Raw genomic sequence first — 21,769 nt, forward strand, 5'->3', positions numbered from 1 at the left:
CGGCCATCACCTCCTCCAGCAGGCGGGCGCGGTGCTCGATCGGCCCACCGTAGGCGTCGGTGCGCTGGTTGCTGCCGCGACGCAAAAATTGGTCCAACAGGTAGCCGTCAACGACGCGCACGACGACGAGCCGCAACCGCTGTTCGACCACGTGGTGCGCCGGCTGGCGCCGCTGGGCTTGGCCTATGTGCACGTGATCGAGGGGCAAACGGGCGGCCCGCGCGACCACCAGCAGGGGCCGCAGCCGTTTGACTACGCGGCGCTGCGCCGCGCTTACCGCGACGCCGGCGGGACAGGGGCCTGGATGGTCAACAACGGCTACGACCGCGCGCTGGCCGAGCACGCCTTGGCCAACGGCGCCGATCTGGTGGCGTTTGGCCGCCCGTTCATCGCCAACCCGGACCTGACCCGGCGCTTGCGCGAGGGTCTGCCCCTCAACCCCCTGGACCGCGCCACGCTCTACGGCGGCGGGGCGGCCGGCTACACCGACTACCCGTTTGCGGCCTGAGGGGGCCGCTGCGCCACACGCCCGCCGACACGCGCGGTGCCGCGCGCCGGCGCCAGCCCGCTGGCACCGCGCTGGCGCCTCACAGCGGGCTGTCGATGCGGATCCAGGTGGTCTTGAGCTCGGTGTATTTGTCGAAGGCGTGCAGCGACTTGTCGCGCCCGATGCCGCTTTGCTTGAAGCCGCCAAACGGCACGGTGATGTCGTCCTCGTCGTACTGGTTGACGTGCACGGTGCCGGCGCGCAGCGCGCGCGCCACGCCGTGCGCCTTGTTGAGATCGCGGGTCCACACCGCCGCCTGCAGGCCGTAGATGCTGGCGTTGGCCTGCCGCACCACGTCGGCGATGTCGGTGAAGGTGATGACCGACAGCACGGGGCCGAAGATCTCCTCGCGCGCGATCGTCATGTCGTTGGTCACGCCATCGAAGACGGTGGGCTGCACGTAGCACCCGCCGGGCACGGGCTCGACGGCCTGCCCGCCGGCGAGCAGCCGCGCCCCTTCGGCCTGGCCTTGTTCGATGTAGCGCAACACGGTGTCGAGCTGGATGCGATCGACGATCGCGCCCATGACGGTGTTGCGGTCGAGCGGATTGGCCGGCTGGTAGCGCGGCACCAGGGCCAGCGCCTTGTCCAAAAAGGCGTCCTTGATCGACGCTTCGACGAACAGGCGCGAGGGGGCGTTGCAGCTTTCGCCCTGGTTGAAGAAGATGCTGCCCACGGCGGCCTCGACCGCGCGGTCCAGATCCGGGCAGTCGGCAAAGACGATGTTGGGCGACTTGCCGCCGAGCTCGGTCCAGGCGCGCTTGAGGTTGCTCTGCCCCGCCATGACATGGATTTGCTTGCCCACGCGCGTGCTGCCGGTAAAGGCAATGCAGTCCACGTCCATGTGCAGGGCCAGCGCGCTGCCCGCCTCCGGCCCAAAGCCGGGCACGACGTTGAAGACGCCCGGCGGAATGCCCGCTTCCAGCGCCAGCTCGGCCAGCCGCAGCGCGCTCAGCGGCGACTTTTCGCTGGGCTTGAGCACCACCGAATTGCCTGCGGCCAAGGCAGGGGCGATCTTCCACGCCGCCATGATCATCGGGTAGTTCCAGGGCACGATCACGCCCACCACCCCCACCGGCTCGCGTGTGATGAGCGCCAGCGCGGTTTGCGGCGTGGGCGCGATCTGGTCATAGACCTTGTCCACCGCCTCGCCATACCAGCGGATGCAGTTGGCGGCGCTGTTGACGTCCACGCCCCGGGCGTAGCGCAGCGGCTTGCCCATGTCCAGGGTTTCGATCAGCGCCAGCTCGTCGCCGTGCGCCAGGATCCGCTCGGCAAAACGGATGAGCACGCGCTTGCGCGCCGCCGGCGCCATGCCGGCCCAGCGCCGGTCCTCGAACGCCGCGCGGGCGGCGGCCACGGCGGCGTCGATGTCGGCCGGCCCGCCGCGCGCCACGCGCGTGAGCAGCCGGCCATCGACCGGCGAGAGGCAGTCGAAGGTGCGGCCATCGGCGGCATCGACGCGGCGGCCGTCGATGACGGCGCGGCCATCCAGGGACAGGGTGGACAGGTCGGGGGTGGCGCTGGTCATGGGCAAGGTCCTGGGGTTGGGGATAAGGGGCCGTTCAACGTCCGGTCAGTGCCGGGGTGTCGGCGCGCAGCGCGGCGGCGATTTCGCGCTCGCGCCGGCGCGTGCTGCGCGCCACCCAGGTGGCGTAGCCGACCACCACCAGGGTCACGACCGTGATCAGTATCGTGGCCGCCGCATAAATGGTGGGGTTGATGCCGCGGCGCGCGTAGCCAAAGATGACCTGCGGCAGCGTGTTGACGCCCGGGCCGGAGAGGAATTCCGAAATCACCACATCGTCGAACGACAAGGTGAACGAGAGCAAAAAAGCCGCCACCACCGCCTGCGCAATGTTGGGCAGCGTCACGAGGAAGAACACCTGGTGCGGCCGCGCGCCCAGGTCCATCGCCGCCTCCTCGATGCGGCGGTCCATCTCCAGCAGGCGCGACTGCACCACCACCATCGCGTAGGCCATGCCCATGAGCGTGTGGCCCAGGATGATGGTGAGCATGCCGCGCTCGGGCCAGCCGAACACGTTTTGCGCCCCCACCATGAGCAGCAGCAGCGACAAGCCGATGATGACCTCGGGCATCACCAGCGGGGCGTTGACCATGCCGGAAAACACGGTGCGCCCCCAAAAGCGCCGGTAGCGCACCAGCACGAAGGCGGCAAACGTCCCCAGCACGGCCGACAGCGCCCCGGTGGTCAGCGCCACTTTGAGCGAGATGAAAAAGCCGTTGACGATCTTGGTGTCGCTCAGCAGCGCCTCGTACCAGCGCAGCGAAAACCCGGTAAAGACCGCATCCTGGCGCGTGCTGTTGAACGAAAAGACGATCATGAACAGCAGCGGCGCGTACAAAAAGGCATAGACCAGCAGCATCCAGCCCTTGCCAAAGTGGCGCGTGAGCAGGGATTTCATGGGGCCTCCGGTTCAGGCAGCGGTGCGCTCACCGCTGTAGCGGTAGTAGATGGCCAGCGGCACGACGATCAGGCCGATCATGACCACCGCCAGCGCCGCCGCGCGCGGCCAGTTGTTGGCGGCAAACATCTCGTCCCACACCACGCGACCGATCATGAGGTTTTCCGGGCCGCCCAGCAGCGACGGGATGACGAACTCACCCACCGACGGGATGAACACCAGCATGAAGCCGGCGATGATGCCTGCCTTGGACAGCGGCACGGTCACCAGCCAAAACGCGCGCCACGGCGTGGCGCCCAGGTCGTAGGCGGCCTCCAGCAGCCGCCAATCCAGCTTGACCAGGTTGGCGTAGAGCGGCAGCACCATGAAGGGCAGGTACACATAGGTCATGCCCACCAGCATCGACACGTTGGTGTAGAGCAGGTGCAGCGGCTCGTCGATGAGGCCGATGGCCATGAGCGCGCGGTTGAGGATGCCGGCGTCGGCCAGGATGCCCTTCCAGGCATAGACGCGCAGCAAAAACGAGGTCCAAAACGGCAGCATCACCAGCAGCAGCAGCGCCGGCCGCACCGACGCCGGGCTGCGCGCGATGAAGTACGCAAACGGGTAGCCGATCAGCAGGCACAGCGTGGCGGTGATGCCCGCATACAGCAGCGAGCGCACATAGGCCTCGATGTAGAGCGTCTGAAACAGTGGGCCGTCCCATTCGGCCTTGAAGATGGTCCAGTAGTTCTCGTACTTCAGGCGCAGCACGCCGGCCGAGGCGTCCCACAGGGGTCGGAACGGGTCGATGCCGTCGCCCATGTCCACGAAGCTGATGTAGAGGAGGATCAGAAACGGCAGCAGAAAAAACACCGTCAGCCATGCAAACGGCACGGCAATGACGAAGCGGCGTCCCGGCACGGACAGCCAACCGGGGGCGGGGGCGGGGGCCATCGCGGTTCTCCAGCAACGGGGGCGGCGTCAGTCGCGCAGCACGACGCCGGCGGTGTCGCTCCACCAAAACCACACCTCATCGTCCCAGGTGATGTCGGAGAGGTCGTGGCGCGAGGTATTGGCCTCGGTGATGCGTATCTTTTGGCCCGAGGCGGTGACGACGATGTAGCTGTTGTACGAGCCGAAGTAGGCGATTTCCTTGACCCGGCCCTGGAACAGGTTGCAGGGCACCCCTTCCGGGCGGGTTTTGGCGATGTCGATCTTCTCGGGCCGCACGGCCACGCACAGCGGCATGCCCACGGTGCCCGTGGTGCCGTGGCCGACGTGGATGCGCCCGACCGCGGCATCGACGGCGCAATGGTCGGGCTCGTCGATGCTGAGCGTGCCGTCGAACAGGTTGACGCTGCCGATGAAGTCGGCCACGAAGCGGTTGGCCGGAAATTCGTACATCTCCTGCGGCGTGCCGACCTGCAGCACCCGGCCCTTGCTCATGACGGCGATGCGGCTGGCCATGGTCATGGCCTCTTCCTGGTCGTGCGTGACCATGACGCAGGTCACGCCCACCTGCTCGATGATGTTGACCAGCTCGAACTGGGTCTGCTCGCGCAGCTTTTTGTCCAGCGCGCCCAGCGGCTCGTCCAGCAACAGCAGCTTGGGACGCTTGGCCAGGCTGCGCGCCAGCGCCACGCGCTGCTGCTGGCCGCCGGAGAGCTGGTGCGGCTTGCGCTTGGCGTAGGCGGTGAGCTGCACCAGCGCCAGCATGTCATCGACGCGCTTGGCGATTTCGGCCTTGGGCAGACCCTCGCGCCGCAGCCCAAAGGCGACGTTTTCCCAAATGTCCAGGTGCGGAAAGAGCGCGTAGCTCTGGAACATCATGTTGACCGGGCGCTCGTAGGGCGGCAGGCCCGCCACATCCTGCCCCCCCAACAGAATGCGGCCCGAGGTGGGCGTCTCGAAGCCGGCGAGCATGCGCAGCAGCGTCGATTTGCCGCACCCGGAGCTGCCCAGCAGCGCAAAGATCTCGCCGCGGCGCACGGACAGCGACACCTCGTCGACGGCCACCGCCTCGTCAAAGCGCTTGACGAGCTTTTCGGTGACCAGGTAGTTCTCCTGCTCGCCTGGAGCACGGGGAGCTTCAGCCATGACGGTTCACACTCCTGCAGGTCGGCCACGGTGGCCTACAGACAAACAAAACGGGCTGTTCATACACGGTGGCACGAACAGCCCGGGGGTCATCGGCGGTGCGGGAGGACACCGCCCGGCATCACTTGCCGCGCTTGAACGCGTTGTAGGCCGACGCCATCGCCTCGCGCGCCTCGTTCGTGAAGCTGCTGGGCTGGATGAGCTTGGGCATGTAGTCGGCCGGCGGGAAGATCGAAGGGTTGTTGACCACCTCGGGCTTCATCTGGTCGCGGCCCTGGGTGTTGCCGGTGTTGTAGCCCATTTCGTTGGCCATGGCGGCGGCGTTTTCGGGCTTGAGGAAGAAGTTGATGAACGCGTGCGCGTTGTTGGGGTGCTTGGCGTCCTTGAGGATGGCCATGGTGTCGAAGAACGCCAGCGCACCGGTGGCGGGCAGCAGCGCGACGATTTCGTCCTTGGAGCCGGTTTCGGCGGCGCGGCTGGCAGCGATGTTGATGTCGCCCGCCCAGCCGATGACCGCGCAGGCCTTGCCGCTGGCGATGTCGTCGATCATGGTGGAGCTGAAGATCCGGATGTCCTTGCGCACCTTGAGTAGCATGTCCACCGCGGCCTTGTAGTCGGCCGGATCATTGGAGTAGGCGTCCTTGCCGATGTAGTGCAGCGCCACCGGGATGATTTCGGTGGGCGAGTCCAGGTAGGCGATGCCGCAGGACTTGACCTTGGCGGTGTACTTGGGGTTGAACACCAGGTCCCAGGCGTTGTCGGGCATGGGCATGCCGCCCAGCGCCTTTTCCACCTTTTGCTTGTTGATGCCGACGGTGGTAAAGCTCCAGCCCCAGGGCACCAGGTATTGGTTGCCCGGGTCGACGCGATCGAGCACCTTCATCACGGCGCTGTCGAGGTTGCCGTAGTTGGGGATCTTGGCCTTGTCCAGCGGCTGGAACAGGCCGGCTTCGATTTGCGGCTTGGCAAACACGCTGCCGGGCACGACGATGTCGTAGCCGGTGTTGCCCGCCACCAGCTTGGCGTGCAGGGCCTCGTTGGTCTCGAAGGTGTCGTAGTTGACCTTGATGCCGGTCTCTTTCTCGAACGCTTCGAGCATGCCCTCGGGGATGTAGTCGGGCCAGTTGTAGATGTTGAGGACTTTCTCGTCGTCGAGCACGGGACCGGCCGGGGCTTGGGCGACCGCGGGGGCCGGGGCAGGGGCGGGCTGGGCGACGGGTTCTTCTTTCTTGCCGCAGCCGGCAACGAAAGCGGCGGCCAGGGCCAGGGCCAACAAGCGCTTTTTCATGTCCACACTCCTATCGGGATCGAGGGTTTTTGGAGATTGGGATTGCCAAGCAACCATCAGGCCGGTGCGGACGGACCCACCACGACGCCCCAAGATGCTCGTGGCAGATTCTAGGACACCCCCGGCGCGGTTTTGCCCTGTTGTCGCAAATCCGCCCATGTGGCGTCGAGCGCGCGGCGAATCAGCGCAATCATGTCGTCGATGTCGGCGCGCGTCATGACCAGCGGCGGCGCGATGATCATGCGGTCGCCCACGGCGCGCATGACCACGCCGGTATCGAAGCAGTGCGCGCGGCAGGTCATGCCCACCGCCCACTCCTCCGGGAACGGTGCCAGCGTGGCCTTGTCACGCACCAAAATGAGGCCGGCGACGAAGCCGCAGGTCTCGGCCACCCCCACCAGCGGGTGGTCGGTCAGCTCGGCAAAGCGCTGCGCCAAATAGGGGCCGGTGTCGTGCCGCACGCGCTCGGGCAGGTGCTCGCGCGCCATCAGGTCCAGGTTGGCCAGCGCCACCGCGCACGCGACCGGGTGGCCGCTGTAGGTGTAGCCGTGGGTGAACTCCCCCCCTTCGATGAGCACGCGCGCCACGCGCTCGTTGACCAGGACGCCGCCCAAGGGGATGTAGCCGCTGGTGACCGCCTTGGCAAACGTCACCAGATCGGGCTGGGTGCCAAAGCGCTCGTAGGCAAACCAGTGGCCCAGGCGGCCAAAGGCGCAGATCACCTCGTCGGAAATCAGCAAAATGCCGTACTTGTCGACGATGCGCTGGACCTCGGGCCAGTAGGTCTCGGGCGGGATGATGACGCCACCCGCACCCTGCACGGGTTCGGCAATGAAGGCCGCCACGCGTTCCGGGCCGACCTCGAGGATTTTTTCTTCCAGCCAGCGCGCGGCGCGCAGGCCAAACGCCGCCGGCGTCTCGTCGCTGCGCCGGTGCTGCCAGTAGTAGGGCTGCTCGATGTGCACGATGCCGGGGATGGGCAAATCCCCCTGCGCGTGCATGCCGGCCATGCCACCCAGCGAGGCGGCGGCGACGGTGGAGCCGTGGTAGGCGTTCCAGCGGCTGATGATGACCTTGCGCTGGGGCTGGCCCATCAGGTCCCAATAGCGGCGCACCAGCCGCACGTTGGTGTCGTTGGCCTCCGAGCCGCTGCTGGTGAAAAAGACGTGCGAAAAGCGCCGCCCGTTGACCGGCGGGGCCAACGCGGTCAGGCGCTGGGCCAGGCGCACGGCCGGCTCGGTGGTGGTCTGAAAAAACGCGTTGTAAAAGGGCAGCTCCAGCATTTGGCGGTAAGCGGCCTCGGCCAGCTCACGCCGCCCATAGCCGGCGTTGACGCACCACAGCCCGCTCATGCCATCCAGAATGCGGTGGCCTTCGGAGTCCCACACGTAGATGCCCTCGGCGCGGGTGATGACGCGCGCGCCCTTGGCCGCCAGCGCCTGGTGGTCGGTAAAGGGATGCAAAAAATGCGCGCTGTCCAGCGCCTGCAGCGCGCGCGTGTGCGCGCTCGGGGAGGGAAAGCGGTCGGCGGGGGCGTTCATGGGCGGGCTCCTCGGGGCGGTCTCGGGCAGGTCAGACGTGCAGCAGCAGGTGCTCACGCTCCCAGGGCGAGATGACTTTCATGAACTCTTCGAACTCGAGTTCCTTGATCTCGGTGTAGATGGTGATGAACTCCTCACCCAGCACGTGGTGCAGGTCGGGCTCGCGGCGCAGCCAGTCCAGCGCTTCGCCCAGGCTGCGTGGCAGCGCGTAGGGCGACAAATAGGCGTCGCCGCGCATCTCCGGCTTGGGCTTGATCTTGTTGACCAGGCCCAGGTAGCCGCAGGCCAGCGTCATGGCCATGGCCACGTAGGGGTTGGCGTCGGCGCCGATGACGCGGTTTTCCACCCGGCGCGCCTGCGGCGGCGCGATGGGCGAGCGGATGCCCACCGTGCGGTTGTCGTGGCCCCATTCGATGTTGATGGGCGCGGCGGTGTGACGCGCCAGCCGCCGGTAGCTGTTGACGTAGGGTGCCACCAACGCCATGGCCGCCGGGATGTAGCGCTGCAGCCCGCCGATGTAGTGGTAGAAGGCCTCCGAGGGCGAGCCGTCCTCGTTGCTGAAGAGGTTGCGGCCGGTGGCCTTGTCGACGATGCTTTGGTGGATGTGCATCGCACTGCCTGGCTCGCCGGCGATCGGCTTGGCCATGAAGGTGGCGTACATGTCGTGGCGCAGCGCGGCCTCGCGCACGGTGCGCTTGAACAAAAACACCTCGTCGGCCAGCGCCAGCGGGTGGGAGTGGAAGAAATTGATCTCCATCTGCCCGGCGCCCACTTCGTGGATCAGGGTGTCCACGTTGAGCTCCATCTTTTCGCAGCAGTCGTAGATCTCCTCGAACAGGGGGTCGAATTCGTTGACCGCGTCGATGGAGTAGGCCTGGCGCGAGGTTTCGGCGCGGCCGCTGCGGCCGATGGGCGGGTGCAGCAGCGTGTTGGGGTCGGTGTTGCGCGCGGTCAGGTAGAACTCGAGCTCCGGCGCCACCACCGGCTCCAGGCCCATGGCCTCGTACAGACCGCAGACGTGGCGCAGCACGCTGCGCGGCGCGTAGGGAATGAGCTTGCCGCTGTGGTCGAAACAGTCGTGGATGACCTGGGCCGTGGGGTCGCTGGCCCAGGGCACGATGCGCGCCGTGGTGGGGTCGGGGCGCAGCTGCATGTCGCGGTCGGTGGGCTCGATGACGTCGTAGTACGGCCCGCTTTTGGGCTGCTCGCCGGTCACGCTCATGGCCACGATGGCCTGCGGCAGCCGCATGCCGCGGTCTTCGGTGAATTTTTCGCGCGGCAGGATCTTGCCGCGCGCGACACCGGTCAGGTCGGGCACCAGGCACTCGACTTCGGTGACCCGCCGTTCGTTGAGCCACTGTTCGAGATCGTTGAAAGATTTGAGGTGTTTGGAACTGCTCATGGGTTGCTCCGTTGCCCGGAAGGAGGCGCCACGGCCGGCACGGCTGGCGACGCCCACGGGGGTTGCCCGGTCATGCTGGCTGCGGGCGCGGCCACGCACCAAGACCCGGCGCACAGAACAGCCTAAGGGAATTCGGGGGCGGCGGCAAAGGCGCGCGCCTCGGCCTCGCGGCGCGCGCGCCGCTGGCGCAGCGCCTGGCCAAAGGCCTCAAATATGGCACTGGACAGCGCATCCTCCCAGCAGCGCCACTCCGGGTGCCACTGCACGGCCAAGGCAAAGGCGCGGGCCTGCTCGAATTCGACCGCCTCGATCAGGCCATCGGGCGCATGGGCCACGGCACGCAAGCCGGGCGCAAGGCGCCGGATGCCCTGGCCGTGCAGCGAATTGACGCGCACGCTGGGCGCGCCGCGCGCCAGCCGGTGCAACAGGCTGTCGGGCTGCAGCGTCACCTCGTGCCGCGGCGCGTATTGTTCGTCGAGCGGCGCGCTTTTGGGCTCGCGGTGGTCCAGGTAGCCGGGCAGGGCGTGCACCGCCTGGTGCAGGCTGCCGCCCAGGGCGACGTTGATTTCCTGAAAACCGCGGCAAATGCCCAGCAGCGGCACACCCTCGGCCAGGGCCTGCCGCACCACGGCCAGCGTCACCTCGTCGCGCGCCTCGTCCAGCGGCAGCGACGGGTCGGCCACCGGCTCGCCAAAGTGACGCGGGTGCACGTTGGAGGGCGAGCCGGTCAGCACGACACCATCGACCAGCGCCAGCAGCCGCGCGACCTCGCTGGCATCGGCCAGCGGAAACATCACCGGCTGGGCCTGCGCGCCCACCTTGACGGCACGGGCGTATTTGTCCCCCAGGATCAGGTAGGGTTGCGCGTGCACCGTCTCGCCCAGCAGGCGGTGGTCGGCGGGCATCCAAACGAGGGGGGTGGCAGAGGCGACCGACATGGTTGGACCCATTCTGGCGGTCGATTGGGTGCACAATGGGTGCCATTTGCCCCCACCGCATGGTGCCACTTGACGGGGGACAAGGATGGCTTTCGATGACGCAATCCTCCACGCTGCTGGCCGATTACGTGCTCACGGAGATGGCGCGGCCCGACGGCCCGGCCGGACCGGGCTCGGGGTTGCCGCTCAACCGCCGGCTCTACGAGGCGCTGCGGCGCGCGATGCTCGAGGGCCGGCTGTCGGCGGGCGATCGCCTGCCGTCGAGCCGCGAGCTGGCACAAGACCTGCACCTGTCGCGCAACACCGTGGTCGCCGCGCTCGAACAGTTGGGCGCCGAGGGCTACCTGGTCAGTCGCGTCGGCAGCGGCACCTATGTGCATGAGCAGCTGCCCCACGCTGGCATGGGCGCCCGCCCGCGCGCGCACGCCGGCACAACGCGTCTGCCCGGGCTGTCGGGGCGCGGGCGGGTGCTGGTCGAGCGCTACGGTGCGTGCGCGCTGGAAATCCAGCCTTTCACGCCCGGCCCGGCGGACTTCAGCGCCTTTCCGGTGGCGCTGTGGCAGCGGCTGCAAAACCGCCACTGGCGCAACGCCCGGCCCGAGATGCTGGACTACACCACCTCGGGCGGCTACGGGCCGCTGCGGCGCGCCGTGGCCGACTACCTGCGCGTCTCGCGCAGCGTGCGGCTCGACCCCGAGCAGGTGCTCATCACCACCGGCACGCAGCAGTCGCTGGAGCTGTGCGCGCAGTTGCTGGCCGACGCGGGCGATGCGGTGTGGATCGAGGACCCCGCCTACTGGGGCGCGATCAAGGCCTTGACCGCGTGCGGCCTGCAGCTGCAGCCGGTGCCGGTGGATGGCGACGGCGTCGACCCCGCGGCAGCCAGCGGGACGGCACCGCGGCTCATCTACGTGACGCCGTCGCACCAGTACCCCAGCGGCGTGGTGATGCCCTTGGTGCGCCGCCAGGCGCTGCTGGCCGCCGCCGCCCGCGCCAACGCCTGGATCCTGGAGGACGACTACGACAGCGAATTCCGCTTCGACGGCGCACCGATCGCGTCGCTCAGCGGCCTGGACGACGACGGCCGCGTGTGCTACCTGGGCACGTTTTCCAAGGTGCTCTACCCCGGGCTCAAGCTCGGCTACCTGGTGGCGCCGCGCGCGCTGGTGGACGCCTTCCGGCAGGCGCACTACGACCTCTACCGCCCGGGCCAATTGCCGCTGCAGGCGGCCCTGGCCGAGTTCATCGAGATGGGCCATTTTGCCGCCGCCCTGCGCCGCACGCGCCAGACCTACGCCGCGCGGCGCGCGCAGCTGCTGCAGGCGCTCGAGCCGCTGTTGCACACCGGCCAGGTCCAGCTCACCGGCGCCGCCCAGGGGCTGCACCTGTGTCTGCGGCTGCCGCTTTCGGTGGACGACCGCGCCATCGCCGAGCAACTGGCCGCCGAAGGCATCTCGGTGCGGCCGTTGTCGGCCTATTGCCTGCAGCGGCGTGATCTGCGCGGGCTGCTCATCGGCTACGGCTACGCGCAGCCCCAGCTCATCGAGCCGTGCGCGCGCCGCATCGTGGCCGTGGTGCAGCAGGCGCTGCGCTAGCCCGCGCGCGGTGCGCGCCTGGGGGCAGGGTTTAGCTGCCCAGCGCGTCGCGCCAGCGGTGCCACGCCATGCCCAGGGCCAGCACCGGGGTGCGCAGCCACGGCCCGCCGGGAAAGTCGCGGTGGCGCAGCCGCGCAAAAAGGTCAAAGCGCTCGGACTGGGCCGTGATGGCTTCGGCCACCAGGCGGCCGGCCAGCCCGGTCAGGGCCACGCCGTGGCCGCTGAAGCCCTGCAGGTAGTAGATGTGGTGCCCCACGCGGCCAAAATCCGGCGCGCGGTTCATCGTGATGTCCACGAAGCCGCCCCACACATGCATCGCCTGCACGCCGGTGAGCTGGGGAAAGACCGCGCACAGGCGCCGCAGCAGGGTGTCGCGCAGGTGCCGCGGCGTCATGGTGGTGTAGCTCACGCGCCCGCCAAACAGCAACCGGTCGTCCGCGCTGAGGCGAAAATAGTCCAGCACGACGTTGTTGTCGCACACCGCCGCCCGGCTGGGGATCAGGGTGGACGCCAGCGCGCGCGGCAGGGGTTCGGTGGCCAGGATGTACGTGCCCACCGGCATGATGCGCGGGTGGATGTCGGCCAGCACACCGGGGCCGTGCTCGGGCAGCGTGCAGTTGCCCGCGACGACGGCAAAGTCCGCCTCCACGGTGCCAGCGTCGGTGTCCACGCGCACGCCATCGGGCAGGCGCTGCAGCCGGCGCACCGGGCTGTGTTCGTGCAACACGGCCCCGGCCGCCTGGGCTGCGCGCGCCAGCCCCAGCGCGTATTTGAGTGGGTGCAGGTGGCCGGAGACGGTCTCGTAGGCCGCGGCCACGTAGCGCGGGCTGTCGATGTGGCGGCGCACCTCGGCACCTTCGGCCCAGGTACTGGCCAGGCCGTAGTCGCGCGCCAGCGCGTCCATCTCGGCCCGCAGCGCGCGCGCCTTGCGCGGGCGGTCGGCCACGTACAGGTAGCCATGCACACGGTCGCAGTCGATGCCGTGGCGCGCGATGCGCTCGTCAATCAGCCGCACCGCCTCCAGCGACAGCTCCCAGGCCATGCGCGCCGCTGCCCGGCCCAGCTGCGCCTCGAACGGGGCCATGCCACTGGCATAGCCGACGATGGCCTGGCCGCCGTTGCGCCCGCTGGCGCCGGCCCCGATGCGCTCGGCTTCCAGCAGCACCACGCGCCGGCCGCGCTCGGCCAGCTCCAGCGCCGCGCTCAGGCCGGCAAAGCCGCCACCCACCACCACCACGTCGGCACGCTGCCGGCCCGCAAGCGCGGGCTGCGCCGGCGGACGCGTCACACTCGCCTCGTAGTAGCTGTCGGCGTTGAGCTGGGTGTCGGAACGCAAAAGGGAAGGGCGCAGCATGGCGTGACCAAGGCAAGCAATGGCACCGTACCATAGCCCATACAGGCTTGTCCCAGGGTGCCAATCGCGCCCGCGTGCGCGGCGCCAGCGCGCGCCCGCACACGGCTCAGTTCAGGTGTGCAGCAGCGCGGCCGTCTGGCGCGCCAGCTCGTCGAGGAAGGCGCGGGTGCGTGCCGGCAGGTGGCGCCGGCTTGGCAGCGCCGCGTACAGCGACCAGTGGTCGGTGACCCAGCCATCGAGCACGCGCTCGAGCTCCCCGCTGGCCAGGCGCTGCGCCACCAGGTCGAGCGACACCGACACAATGCCGCCCCCGTCGAGCGCCATGCGCAGCAGCGCTTCCAGGTGGTTGCTGCACGCGCGCGGCTCGACCGCCACGCGCACCTTCTGCTCCGGGCGGTCGGGTGGCCACAGCGTCCACGCGTGGGCGTGCTGCCCCGGGGGACGGTAGCGCAAGCAGTGGTGGCGCACCAGCTCGTCTGGGTGGCTGGGTGCCCCCATACGGCGCACATAGGCCGGCGCGGCCACCAGCGCGCTCACCCCACTGGCGATGCGGCGCGCGATCAAGCCGGTATCGACCACCCCTTCGACCGCGAACAGCGCGACGTCGTGCTCCTCCACCGACGGGATGGCGTAGCTCTCGACATCGACTTCGACACGCAACGCGGCATGTTGCGCGGTCAAGCGCGGCACGATGGGCGCCACCAGCACGCTGGCCAGCACCGGGGTGGCCAGCACCCGCAACACGCCCGAGACGGTGTGGCTGCGCTGGCTCACCAGCGCGTCGGCCTCGTCCAGGTCGGCCAGGATGCGCCGCACCCGGTCCAGATAGGCCGCGCCCTCGTCGGTCAACACCACGCGGCGCGTGGTGCGCTGCAGCAGGCGCACGCCCAGTTGCGCCTCGAGCTCGGCCACCATGCGCGTGACGCTGGCAGCCGAGACGTCGAGCACCCGGGCGGCCGCAGCGAAGCCGCCCGCATCGACGACGGTTTGAAAGGCGCGCAGGCAGTGCAGTCGGTCCATGGGGATATTGTCGATGTTTGTTTCATTTACCGCAACAGTTTATTGCACTTCAAGCGGTTTATCGGCACGACGTTGATCAGTACAGTTCGTCTCACGGGCTGCGACGACAGCCCCGAATCTGCAAACCACGCACTGCTTCAACGAAAGGAAATGATCATGAACCGCTTGTCTTTTGCCACTCTGTTGGGTGCTGCCCTGCTCGCCAGCGCAACGGCTGCTTCGGCCGCGGGCTTCCCGGTCGCCTCGGGCGAATTCTCGTCCGTGGACATGGCTGCCGCCAACGCCAGCGCACCGGCGCGCACCGCCAGCGCAACCCCCAAGGCCGAAGGTCGCACGCGCGCCGAGGTGATGGCGGAACTGGAAGCCGCCCGCTGCCGTGGCGAGCTGCTGTTCGACGGTGAAACCGGCCGCACCTACAAAGACGTCTTCCCCGGCCGCTATCCGCTGCCCGAATGCCGTTGAGGACAGCACGTCACCGGGCCGGGCCTGCACGCCTGGCCCACACGCCCGACCCACCCAAAGCCTCCGTTCGCGGAGGCTTTGTCATGGGTTTGTCACGCCCTCGGCCGACGATCGTGGCCTCCCTGGTTCACCTCCCACGACTCACCATGGCCAAAGACTTCGACCTGATGGAAGACTCCAACCGCAGCGCCAACCCGACCATCCACGAGGTGTCGGATCCCGCACGGCGCATTTTCGTGCGCGGCGCGCTGGCCAGCGCCACCGCTGCGCTGTTTGGCGGCAGCCTGCTGGCGGGCTGCGCCAGCACCGGTTCGTCGCAGGCGGCCTCGCTCGGCCGCGGCATCGGCTTTGCAAGCGTTCCGATGCGCGACGTGGACGAGGTGCTGGTGCCGCCGGGCTACACTGCGCGCGTGCTCAACCGCTGGGGCGACCCAGTGGGCATTGCCGGCAAGATGCCCGCGTTCAAGACCGACGGCTCCAACACCGCCGACGAGCAAGCGCTTCAGGCCGGCATGCACCATGATGGCCTTGCCTACTACCCGCTCGACGGCAGCCGCCGCGGCCTGCTGGCCATCAACCACGAGTACACCGACGACGGGCTGCTGCACCCGGATGGCATGAAGACCTGGAGCGCCGAGAAGGTGCGCAAGGCCCAAGCCGCGCACGGCGTGTCCATCATCGAGGTCGAAGCCGGCCCGAACGGCTGGCGCCAGGTGCTGCCGTCGAAATACGCGCGCCGCATCACCGCGGCCACGCCGATGACGATCAGCGGCCCGGCCGCCGGCCATGCGCTGATGAAGACCGCCGCCGACCCGAGCGGCACGCGGGTGCTGGGCACGCTCAACAACTGCGCGCACGGCCAAACGCCCTGGGGCACCTACCTGACCTGCGAAGAAAACTTCATCGGCTACTTCCACGGCCCGGACAGCCCGGACGCGCACGGCAAGCGCTGGGGCCTCAAGAAAGGCGGCGCCGGCTACCGCTGGCATGAGTACGACGAGCGCTTCGACGCCACCCGGCACCCCAACGAACCGAACCGTTTTGGCTGGGTGGTCGAAATCGACCCGATGGACCCGACCATGACGCCGATCAAGCGCACCGCGCTGGGCCGCGCGGCGCACGAGGGTGCGGCGGTGGCGCTGACCGACGATGGCCGTGCCGTCGTCTACATGGGCGAAGACGCGCGCTTCGAGTACATCTACAAGTTCGTCAGCCGCGACCGCGTCAAGCCGGGCGGTTTTGCCGCCAACCGCGATTTGCTCGACCACGGCACGCTGTACGTGGCCAAGTTCAACGCCGACGGCAGCGGTGAGTGGCTGCCGCTGGTGCATGGCCAAGGCCCGCTGACGGCCGCCAACGGCTTTGCCAACCAGGGCGCAGTGCTGATCCAGGCGCGTCAAGCCAGCGATGCCCTGGGCGCCACCAAGATGGACCGCCCGGAATGGACCGCCGTGGACCCGATCAGCAAAGAGGTCTATTGCACCCTGACCAACAACAGCAACCGCGGCCGCGACAAGAGCCCCGGTGCGGATGCGGCCAACCCGCGCGTGAACAACACCATGGGCCACATCATCCGCTGGAAGGAAAGCGGCGACCTGGACGCCACCCGCTTCACGTGGAACCACTTCGTGATGGCGGGCGATCCGTCGCTGCCGCGCGCCGAGGCCAAGGGCAACATCCGCGGCGATATCTTCGGCAGCCCGGACGGCCTGTGGGTCGATCCGCGCGGCGTGCTGTGGATCCAGACCGACGTGTCCACCTCGACGCTGGGCAAGGGCGACTATGCCAACTTGCCCAACAACCAGATGCTGGCCTGCGACCCGACCAAGGGCGAGATCCGCCGCTTCCTGGTCGGCCCGCGCGGCTGCGAGGTCACCGGCATCGCGATGACGCCGGACCTGCGCACGATGTTCATCAACATCCAGCACCCGGGCGAAAGCCCCAGCGAGCGCAGCGACCCGGACGCGCCGACCAAGTACTCGCGCTGGCCGGACGGCGGCCGTCCGCGCTCGGCCACCGTCGTCATCACCAAAAACGACGGCGGCGTCATCGGCCTGTGACCCCCGGGCGGACACCCGGTCCGCCTGCCCCCGATCTGCCGGCCCCTCGGGGCCGGTTTTGTTGAGGAGTCCGATCCCATGCGTTTTCCCCTTTTGCCCCTGGCGTGGCGCGGCGCCGTCGCCGCCACGGCCCTGCTGCTGGCCGGCACCGTCGCGGCCCAGACCGTGCGCTTCGTCGCGCTGGGCGACATGCCCTACGGCCCGCCGGACAAGAGCTATCCGCCCTACCGCGCGCTGATCGAGCGCGTCAACGCGCTGCAGCCGGCCTTCACCGTCCACGTCGGCGACTTCAAGGCCGGCTCCACGCTGTGCAGCGACGAGGAGTTTTCCGCCCAGTTGGAGCACTTTGGCCGCTACCGCGGTGCCGTGGTCTATACCCCAGGCGACAACGAGTGGACCGACTGCCACCGCGCCAACAACGGCAGCTACGACCCGCTGGAGCGCTTAACCACGCTGCGCCAGCGCTTCTACACCCCCGGGCGATCGCTCGGCCAGCAGCCCATCGCGGTGGAAAACCAGTCCACCGCCATGCCCGCCTTCGCGCCCTATGTGGAAAACCAGCGCTGGTGGGCCGGCGACGTGCTGTTCGTCGCCGTGCACATCGTCGGCAGCAACAACAACTTCGAGACGCGCGACCCCAAGGCCGTGGCGGAGTTTTTCGAGCGCGACCGCGCCAACGTCGCCTGGCTGCGCGCCGCCTTCGAGCTGGCGCAGCAGCGCAACGCGCGCGCCATGGTGGTGGCCATGCAGGCCGACCCGTTCGACAACCAGCAGCCGGTGGAGACGTTCCCGCGCCACTCAGGGTTTGCCGCCAGCATCGGCGACACGCTGGTGCCGCTGGCCGCGCAGTGGGGCCGCCCGGTGTTGCTGATCCACGGCGACAGCCACGTGCTGGCGTTCGACAACCCTTTCAAGCACCAGAAAAAGCCGGTGCTGAACCTGACACGCCTGCAGGTGCCGGGCGCGGCCGACGTGCGCGCGGTGGAGGTGAGCGTCGATCCGGCGTCGTCGCAGCCGTGGACCATCCAGGTCTTTGACGCCCAGCCTTGAGGCGCGTGTGAAGCCCGATGACGTTGTTTATGAACAACATTCGGGTCATCACGAATTGACTTCACATCACCGTCATCAGGGGCCGGTGCAATAGCCCCTGTGGTTCGGCCCTCCGGGCCACCCATCCCCGGTTGCAGCCCCCCATCCGGGGCTGCCGCTTTCTGGTTCAACCCTAGGAAATCCGACGATGAAAAAATCCCTGATCGCCCTGGCCGCCCTGATGGCCACCGGGGCCGCCCTGGCCCAATCCAACGTCACGCTGTACGGTCGCGTGGACCTGTCGGTGGGCAACCTCAAGGACAAGGTCAAGAACACCTCCACCACCCAGATGTTCCAGGGCGGCGAGGGCGGTCTGACCACCTCGCGCTGGGGCCTGCGCGGCACCGAGGATCTGGGCGGCGGCCTGAAGGCGGCCTTCAAGCTGGAAAACCGCTTCAACGCCGACACCGGCGCGTCGCAAGACCCATACTTCAAAGGCGAATCCAGCCTGTCGCTGATGGGTGGCTTCGGCGAGGTCAAGCTCGGCCGCAGCACCACGGTGTACGACGACGTGCGTGCCCTGGGCCAGAGCCGCGATGTGTTCGACTCGGCCTTCACCGCTTCCAGCAACGGCGTGTTCAAGTCGGGCGGCGACTACACCTCGCGCTTTGACAACAAAATCAGCTACTACAGCCCCAACATGAACGGCTTTTACGCCGGCATCGACTACGCGCTCGACGAGGACGCGACCAAGTCCGCCGACCAGTACGCGCTCAAGGTGGGCTACAAGGTCAAGGACTTCGAGGTGGCGCTGGCGCACCAAAACGAAAAAGGCAAGCAGGACAAGTACACCGTGCTGGCCGCGATGTACGACTTTGGCGCCGCCTCGGTGTCGGGCTCGATCAACCAGCGCAACGGCAACGCCACCAATGGCGACGACACCGAGTACGCCTTTGGCGTGACGGTGCCCATGGGCGCGTTCGCGTTCTCCGGTGGCTACGCCTACAGCAAGACGAAGAGCTCCGCGGGCGGCGCCAAGAACGGCAAGGGCAACGGCTTTGCGCTGGGCATGACCTACAGCCTGTCCAAGCGCACCCGCCTGTACGCCGGCTGGCGTGATGTCGAGGTCAAAAACGCCGCTGGCAAAAAGACCAAGGACGAGCGCCTGTACGCCGTCGGCGTGCGCCACGACTTCTGATCGCCGCGCCGCGGCCGACCCGGGCGGGAACGGGCCGCCTGGGTTGCTCTCCAAGGAACGCTTTCGGGCCGTCTGCGCACGGCCCGTTTTTTCGTCTGGCCAAGGCGCACGGGCGGTTTACGCCAACGCCCGCTGCCGCCACGCCGACGCGGCCCCCAGCCACAGCGCCAGGGCCGAAAACAACAAACCGCGCTCCAGCCCACCCGCTGCGTCGCCGATCCAGCCCACGACCGTCGGCCCAACGATTTGCCCCGCCGCAAACACGATGGTGAACGCGCTGATGCCCGCCGCCCAGCGGTGCGCAGGCAGGTTGTGGCGCACCAGCGCCGTGGTCGAGGCCACCACGGACAAAAACACCGCGCCAAACAACACGCCAGACGCCAGCACCATGGGCCAGGCGTGGGTGAGGGCCGGCAACACCGTGGCCACGCCAAGCAAGGCGTTGAGCCGCGCCAGCGGCTGCCCATCGCGGTGGCGATCGAGCAAACCGGCCCACAAGCGCGAAGAGGCCACCACCGCCACCCCAAGCAAGGCATAAAACAGCGTGATGTCCGCCGCCGGCGTGCCGCGCTCGCGCAGCAGCGCAATGACGAACGTCATGTAGCCGATGTAGCCCACGCCAAACAGCAGGTAACCCAACAGCGCCGGCGCCAACGCGCGCAGCAGCGCCCCGGTGGGGTGGGCCCGGTCTGCGCCGGGGGACGTTGGCCCGCCCGATGCGGGCGGTGATGGCGGCACGGCCGGCGCGGGCCCCGCCAGCCCCAAGGTCGCCAGGACCCGCTGAACATGGGCCAGGCCAGCCGTTGCCACCAGACAGACCAGGGCCAGCCCCCACCAGGCCCACGCCCACGCGTGCGGGCGCTGCGCGGCCCAGGCCAACAGGACCGGTACCGCCAGGGCCGACACCACGATGCCACTGCCCACCCCGCCGTAGTACAGGCCCAGCAGCAACCCCGCGTGCCGCGGCCAGACGCTGCCCAGCCGCGCCGCCAGCAAGCCCCCGGCAACGAACACCCAGGCGCTGGTGATGCCGGCCAGCCAGCGCTGCGCCAGCAGCGGCGCATCCGCCGTAAAAAACCCGCTGCCCGCCATGAACAGCGCCGCCAGCGCCGACCCACCCAGCAGCACCGCCATCGCGCCCCAGCGCCGCATCAGCGCCGGCACGGTAAGCGCACCCACCAAATAGCCCACGGCGTTGGCGGTGTTCATGGCGCCGGCCAGCACGTAGCTCCACCCCAGGTCCGCGCGCATCGGCGGCAGCAGCAGCCCATAGGCAAAGCGCGTGATGCCCAGCGACACCGCCGCGCCCAGCGACAGCCACAGCGCCAGCACCACCCCCTGGCGCAGCGGTCGCCCAGAAGCGGATCCTTGCTCGATGCTCGACATGGCTCCGCATTGTGACGCGCCGCTGCCTATGCTGTCTGATGATGCGTGACACCCTGCCCCCTCTACGCGACGAACCCGTGCCGGCCGAGCGCCTGGCTGCCCTGCAAGCGCAGGAGCGCGAACGGTTTTTGACGACCCACCCGGCGTCGCACGCCCTGGCCGCGCGCTGCCAACACCACTACCTGTTTGGCGTGCCGCTGCACTGGATGCGCGACTGGCCCAACCCGGTGACGCTGTTCGTGCGCAGCGCTCAGGGTGCCGAGCTTACCTGCGCCGATGGGCACCGCTATGCCGACTTTTGCTTGGGCGACACCGGGGCGATGTTCGGCCATTCGCCGCCAGCGGTGGCGCAGGCGATCGCCGCACAAGCCGCCCAGGGCCTGACCTGCATGCTGCCGGATGCCCGCGCGGCGCGCGTGGGCGAGGCCCTGGCCGAACGCTTTGGCCTGCCCTGCTGGCAACTGGCGATGACCGCCAGCGACGCCAACCGCTTCGTGCTGCGCTGGGCGCGCGCCATCACCGGGCGGCCCCAGGTGCTGGTATTCGACGGCTGCTACCACGGCGCGGTGGACGACACCCTGGTCGACCGCGACCCGGCCACGGGCGCCACGGTGCGCCGCCGCTCGGTGCTCGGCGGCGTGCACGACCACCACGCCTACACGCGCGTGGTGCCGTTCAACGATTTGGCGGCCCTGGAACAGGCGCTGGCCGATGGCCAGGTGGCGGCATTGCTGGCCGAGCCGGCCCTGACCAATTTTGGCCTGGTGCCGCCCCAGCCCGGCTTTTGGGCCGCGGCGCAAGCCTTGTGCCGCCGCCACGGCACCTTGCTGGTGCTGGATGAAACGCACACCCTGTCCAGCGGTGTGGGCGGCTACGCCCGCACGCACCGGCTGCAACCCGACCTGTGGGTGGCGGGCAAAGCGGTGGCAGGCGGCCTGCCCTGTGCGGTGTACGGCTTTACGGCCGACGTGGCCGCGCGCATGCGCCGCGCCAAGGAAGCCGCGCCGGATGGCCACAGCGGCATTGGCACCACGCTCACCGCCAATGCATTGGCGCTGGCGGCGCTGGAAGCAGCGCTGGCGTACCTACACACCGACGACAGCTACACGGCCATGAACCGCGCGGCCGACGCCCTGGAGCACGGCCTGCTCGAGCGGCTGCACCGCCGCGGTCTGCCCTGGACGGTCACGCGGCTGGGCGCGCGCATGGAATTGCAATTCATGCCGCACACGCCCCGCAACGCCGACGACGTGCGGCGCCACGCCCAGCCCGCGTTGGAGGCCAACCTGCACCTCTTCCTGCTCAACAGGGGGGTGCTGCTGACCCCGTTTCACGGCATGATGTTGTGCTCACCCGCCACGGGCGAGGCGCACGTGGCGCGGTTGCTCGACGCCTTTGACGCCTGGCTGGCCGCGCTCGGGCGGTAAGCGCTGTGTCCGTGCGC

Annotated in this window: 17 protein-coding genes and 2 pseudogenes; 7 read left to right on the forward strand and 12 right to left on the reverse strand. The window is 68.8% G+C overall.

The window, feature by feature from the left end; translation table 11 throughout:
• A pseudogene (locus Tther_RS13450) lies at positions 1-109 on the reverse strand (oxidoreductase); the annotation flags it as partial.
• Between Tther_RS13450 and Tther_RS13455 the strand changes: the two are divergent.
• Positions 110-508 (forward strand): annotated as a pseudogene (locus tag Tther_RS13455) (oxidoreductase); the annotation flags it as partial.
• A 79-nt stretch (positions 509-587) separates the two neighbouring features.
• Here the strand turns inward: Tther_RS13455 and Tther_RS05555 are convergent.
• The 8 genes from Tther_RS05555 to Tther_RS05590 all read right to left on the reverse strand — a co-directional run bounded on the left by Tther_RS05555 (position 588) and on the right by Tther_RS05590 (position 10,221).
• The gene (locus tag Tther_RS05555) at positions 588-2,078 is read right to left on the reverse strand and encodes an aldehyde dehydrogenase (protein WP_143901741.1); all 1,491 of its coding nucleotides are present in this window, start codon (positions 2,076-2,078) and stop codon (positions 588-590) included.
• 34 nt (positions 2,079-2,112) lie between these two features.
• A complete protein-coding gene (locus Tther_RS05560; RefSeq protein ID WP_143901743.1) occupies positions 2,113-2,973 on the reverse strand; it encodes an ABC transporter permease in 861 nt (286 codons plus the stop codon).
• A 12-nt stretch (positions 2,974-2,985) separates the two neighbouring features.
• Positions 2,986-3,909, reverse strand: coding sequence for an ABC transporter permease (locus Tther_RS05565; protein WP_143901745.1), 924 nt, complete (start codon positions 3,907-3,909; stop codon positions 2,986-2,988).
• A gap of 27 nt (positions 3,910-3,936) precedes the next feature.
• Complete coding sequence (locus Tther_RS05570) at positions 3,937-5,052, reverse strand: ABC transporter ATP-binding protein (protein WP_143901747.1); 1,116 nt, start codon at positions 5,050-5,052, stop codon at positions 3,937-3,939.
• 121 nt (positions 5,053-5,173) lie between these two features.
• Positions 5,174-6,340, reverse strand: coding sequence for an extracellular solute-binding protein (locus tag Tther_RS05575; protein WP_143901750.1), 1,167 nt, complete (start codon positions 6,338-6,340; stop codon positions 5,174-5,176).
• Between the two features lie 110 nt (positions 6,341-6,450).
• On the reverse strand, positions 6,451-7,881 hold the full coding sequence (locus Tther_RS05580; RefSeq protein ID WP_143901752.1) for an aspartate aminotransferase family protein: 1,431 nt from the start codon (positions 7,879-7,881) through the stop codon (positions 6,451-6,453).
• A gap of 31 nt (positions 7,882-7,912) precedes the next feature.
• Positions 7,913-9,283: a glutamine synthetase family protein gene (locus Tther_RS05585; protein ID WP_143901754.1), complete on the reverse strand. Its 1,371-nt coding sequence runs from the start codon at positions 9,281-9,283 to the stop codon at positions 7,913-7,915.
• Between the two features lie 122 nt (positions 9,284-9,405).
• Positions 9,406-10,221 (reverse strand): gamma-glutamyl-gamma-aminobutyrate hydrolase family protein, encoded by an 816-nt coding sequence (locus Tther_RS05590; protein WP_185975014.1) that lies wholly within the window; start codon positions 10,219-10,221, stop codon positions 9,406-9,408.
• Between the two features lie 113 nt (positions 10,222-10,334).
• Between Tther_RS05590 and pdxR the strand changes: the two genes are divergently transcribed.
• On the forward strand, positions 10,335-11,816 hold the full coding sequence (gene pdxR / locus Tther_RS05595) for a MocR-like pyridoxine biosynthesis transcription factor PdxR (RefSeq protein ID WP_143901823.1): 1,482 nt from the start codon (positions 10,335-10,337) through the stop codon (positions 11,814-11,816).
• 31 nt (positions 11,817-11,847) lie between these two features.
• On the opposite strand, the gene Tther_RS05600 is transcribed toward pdxR, so the two are convergent.
• Positions 11,848-13,170 (reverse strand): NAD(P)/FAD-dependent oxidoreductase, encoded by a 1,323-nt coding sequence (locus tag Tther_RS05600; protein WP_143901756.1) that lies wholly within the window; start codon positions 13,168-13,170, stop codon positions 11,848-11,850.
• A 111-nt stretch (positions 13,171-13,281) separates the two neighbouring features.
• Positions 13,282-14,190, reverse strand: a complete 909-nt coding sequence (locus Tther_RS05605) for a LysR family transcriptional regulator (protein WP_143901759.1) — start codon at positions 14,188-14,190, stop codon at positions 13,282-13,284.
• Positions 14,191-14,346: 156 nt separating this feature from the next.
• Between Tther_RS05605 and Tther_RS05610 the strand changes: the two genes are divergently transcribed.
• From Tther_RS05610 to Tther_RS05625, 4 genes are all read left to right on the forward strand, one after another.
• Complete coding sequence (locus tag Tther_RS05610) at positions 14,347-14,652, forward strand: hypothetical protein (protein WP_143901761.1); 306 nt, start codon at positions 14,347-14,349, stop codon at positions 14,650-14,652.
• A gap of 146 nt (positions 14,653-14,798) precedes the next feature.
• Positions 14,799-16,712 (forward strand): PhoX family protein, encoded by a 1,914-nt coding sequence (locus tag Tther_RS05615; protein WP_143901763.1) that lies wholly within the window; start codon positions 14,799-14,801, stop codon positions 16,710-16,712.
• Positions 16,713-16,790: 78 nt separating this feature from the next.
• Complete coding sequence (locus Tther_RS05620; RefSeq protein ID WP_143901765.1) at positions 16,791-17,762, forward strand: metallophosphoesterase; 972 nt, start codon at positions 16,791-16,793, stop codon at positions 17,760-17,762.
• Between the two features lie 187 nt (positions 17,763-17,949).
• The gene (locus tag Tther_RS05625) at positions 17,950-18,939 is read left to right on the forward strand and encodes a porin (RefSeq protein ID WP_143901767.1); all 990 of its coding nucleotides are present in this window, start codon (positions 17,950-17,952) and stop codon (positions 18,937-18,939) included.
• A gap of 117 nt (positions 18,940-19,056) precedes the next feature.
• Here the strand turns inward: Tther_RS05625 and Tther_RS05630 are convergent, their stop codons facing one another.
• On the reverse strand, positions 19,057-20,325 hold the full coding sequence (locus tag Tther_RS05630) for a YbfB/YjiJ family MFS transporter (protein WP_143901769.1): 1,269 nt from the start codon (positions 20,323-20,325) through the stop codon (positions 19,057-19,059).
• 41 nt (positions 20,326-20,366) lie between these two features.
• On the opposite strand from Tther_RS05630, the gene Tther_RS05635 reads away from it, so the two are divergent.
• Entirely contained in the window at positions 20,367-21,752 is a 1,386-nt protein-coding gene (locus tag Tther_RS05635; RefSeq protein ID WP_143901771.1) for a transaminase, read from the forward strand.
• Positions 21,753-21,769 lie beyond the last annotated feature (17 nt).

Origin of the sequence: Tepidimonas thermarum, assembly GCF_007556705.1 — a bacterium.
Classification (GTDB): Bacteria; Pseudomonadota; Gammaproteobacteria; order Burkholderiales; family Burkholderiaceae_C; genus Tepidimonas; species Tepidimonas thermarum.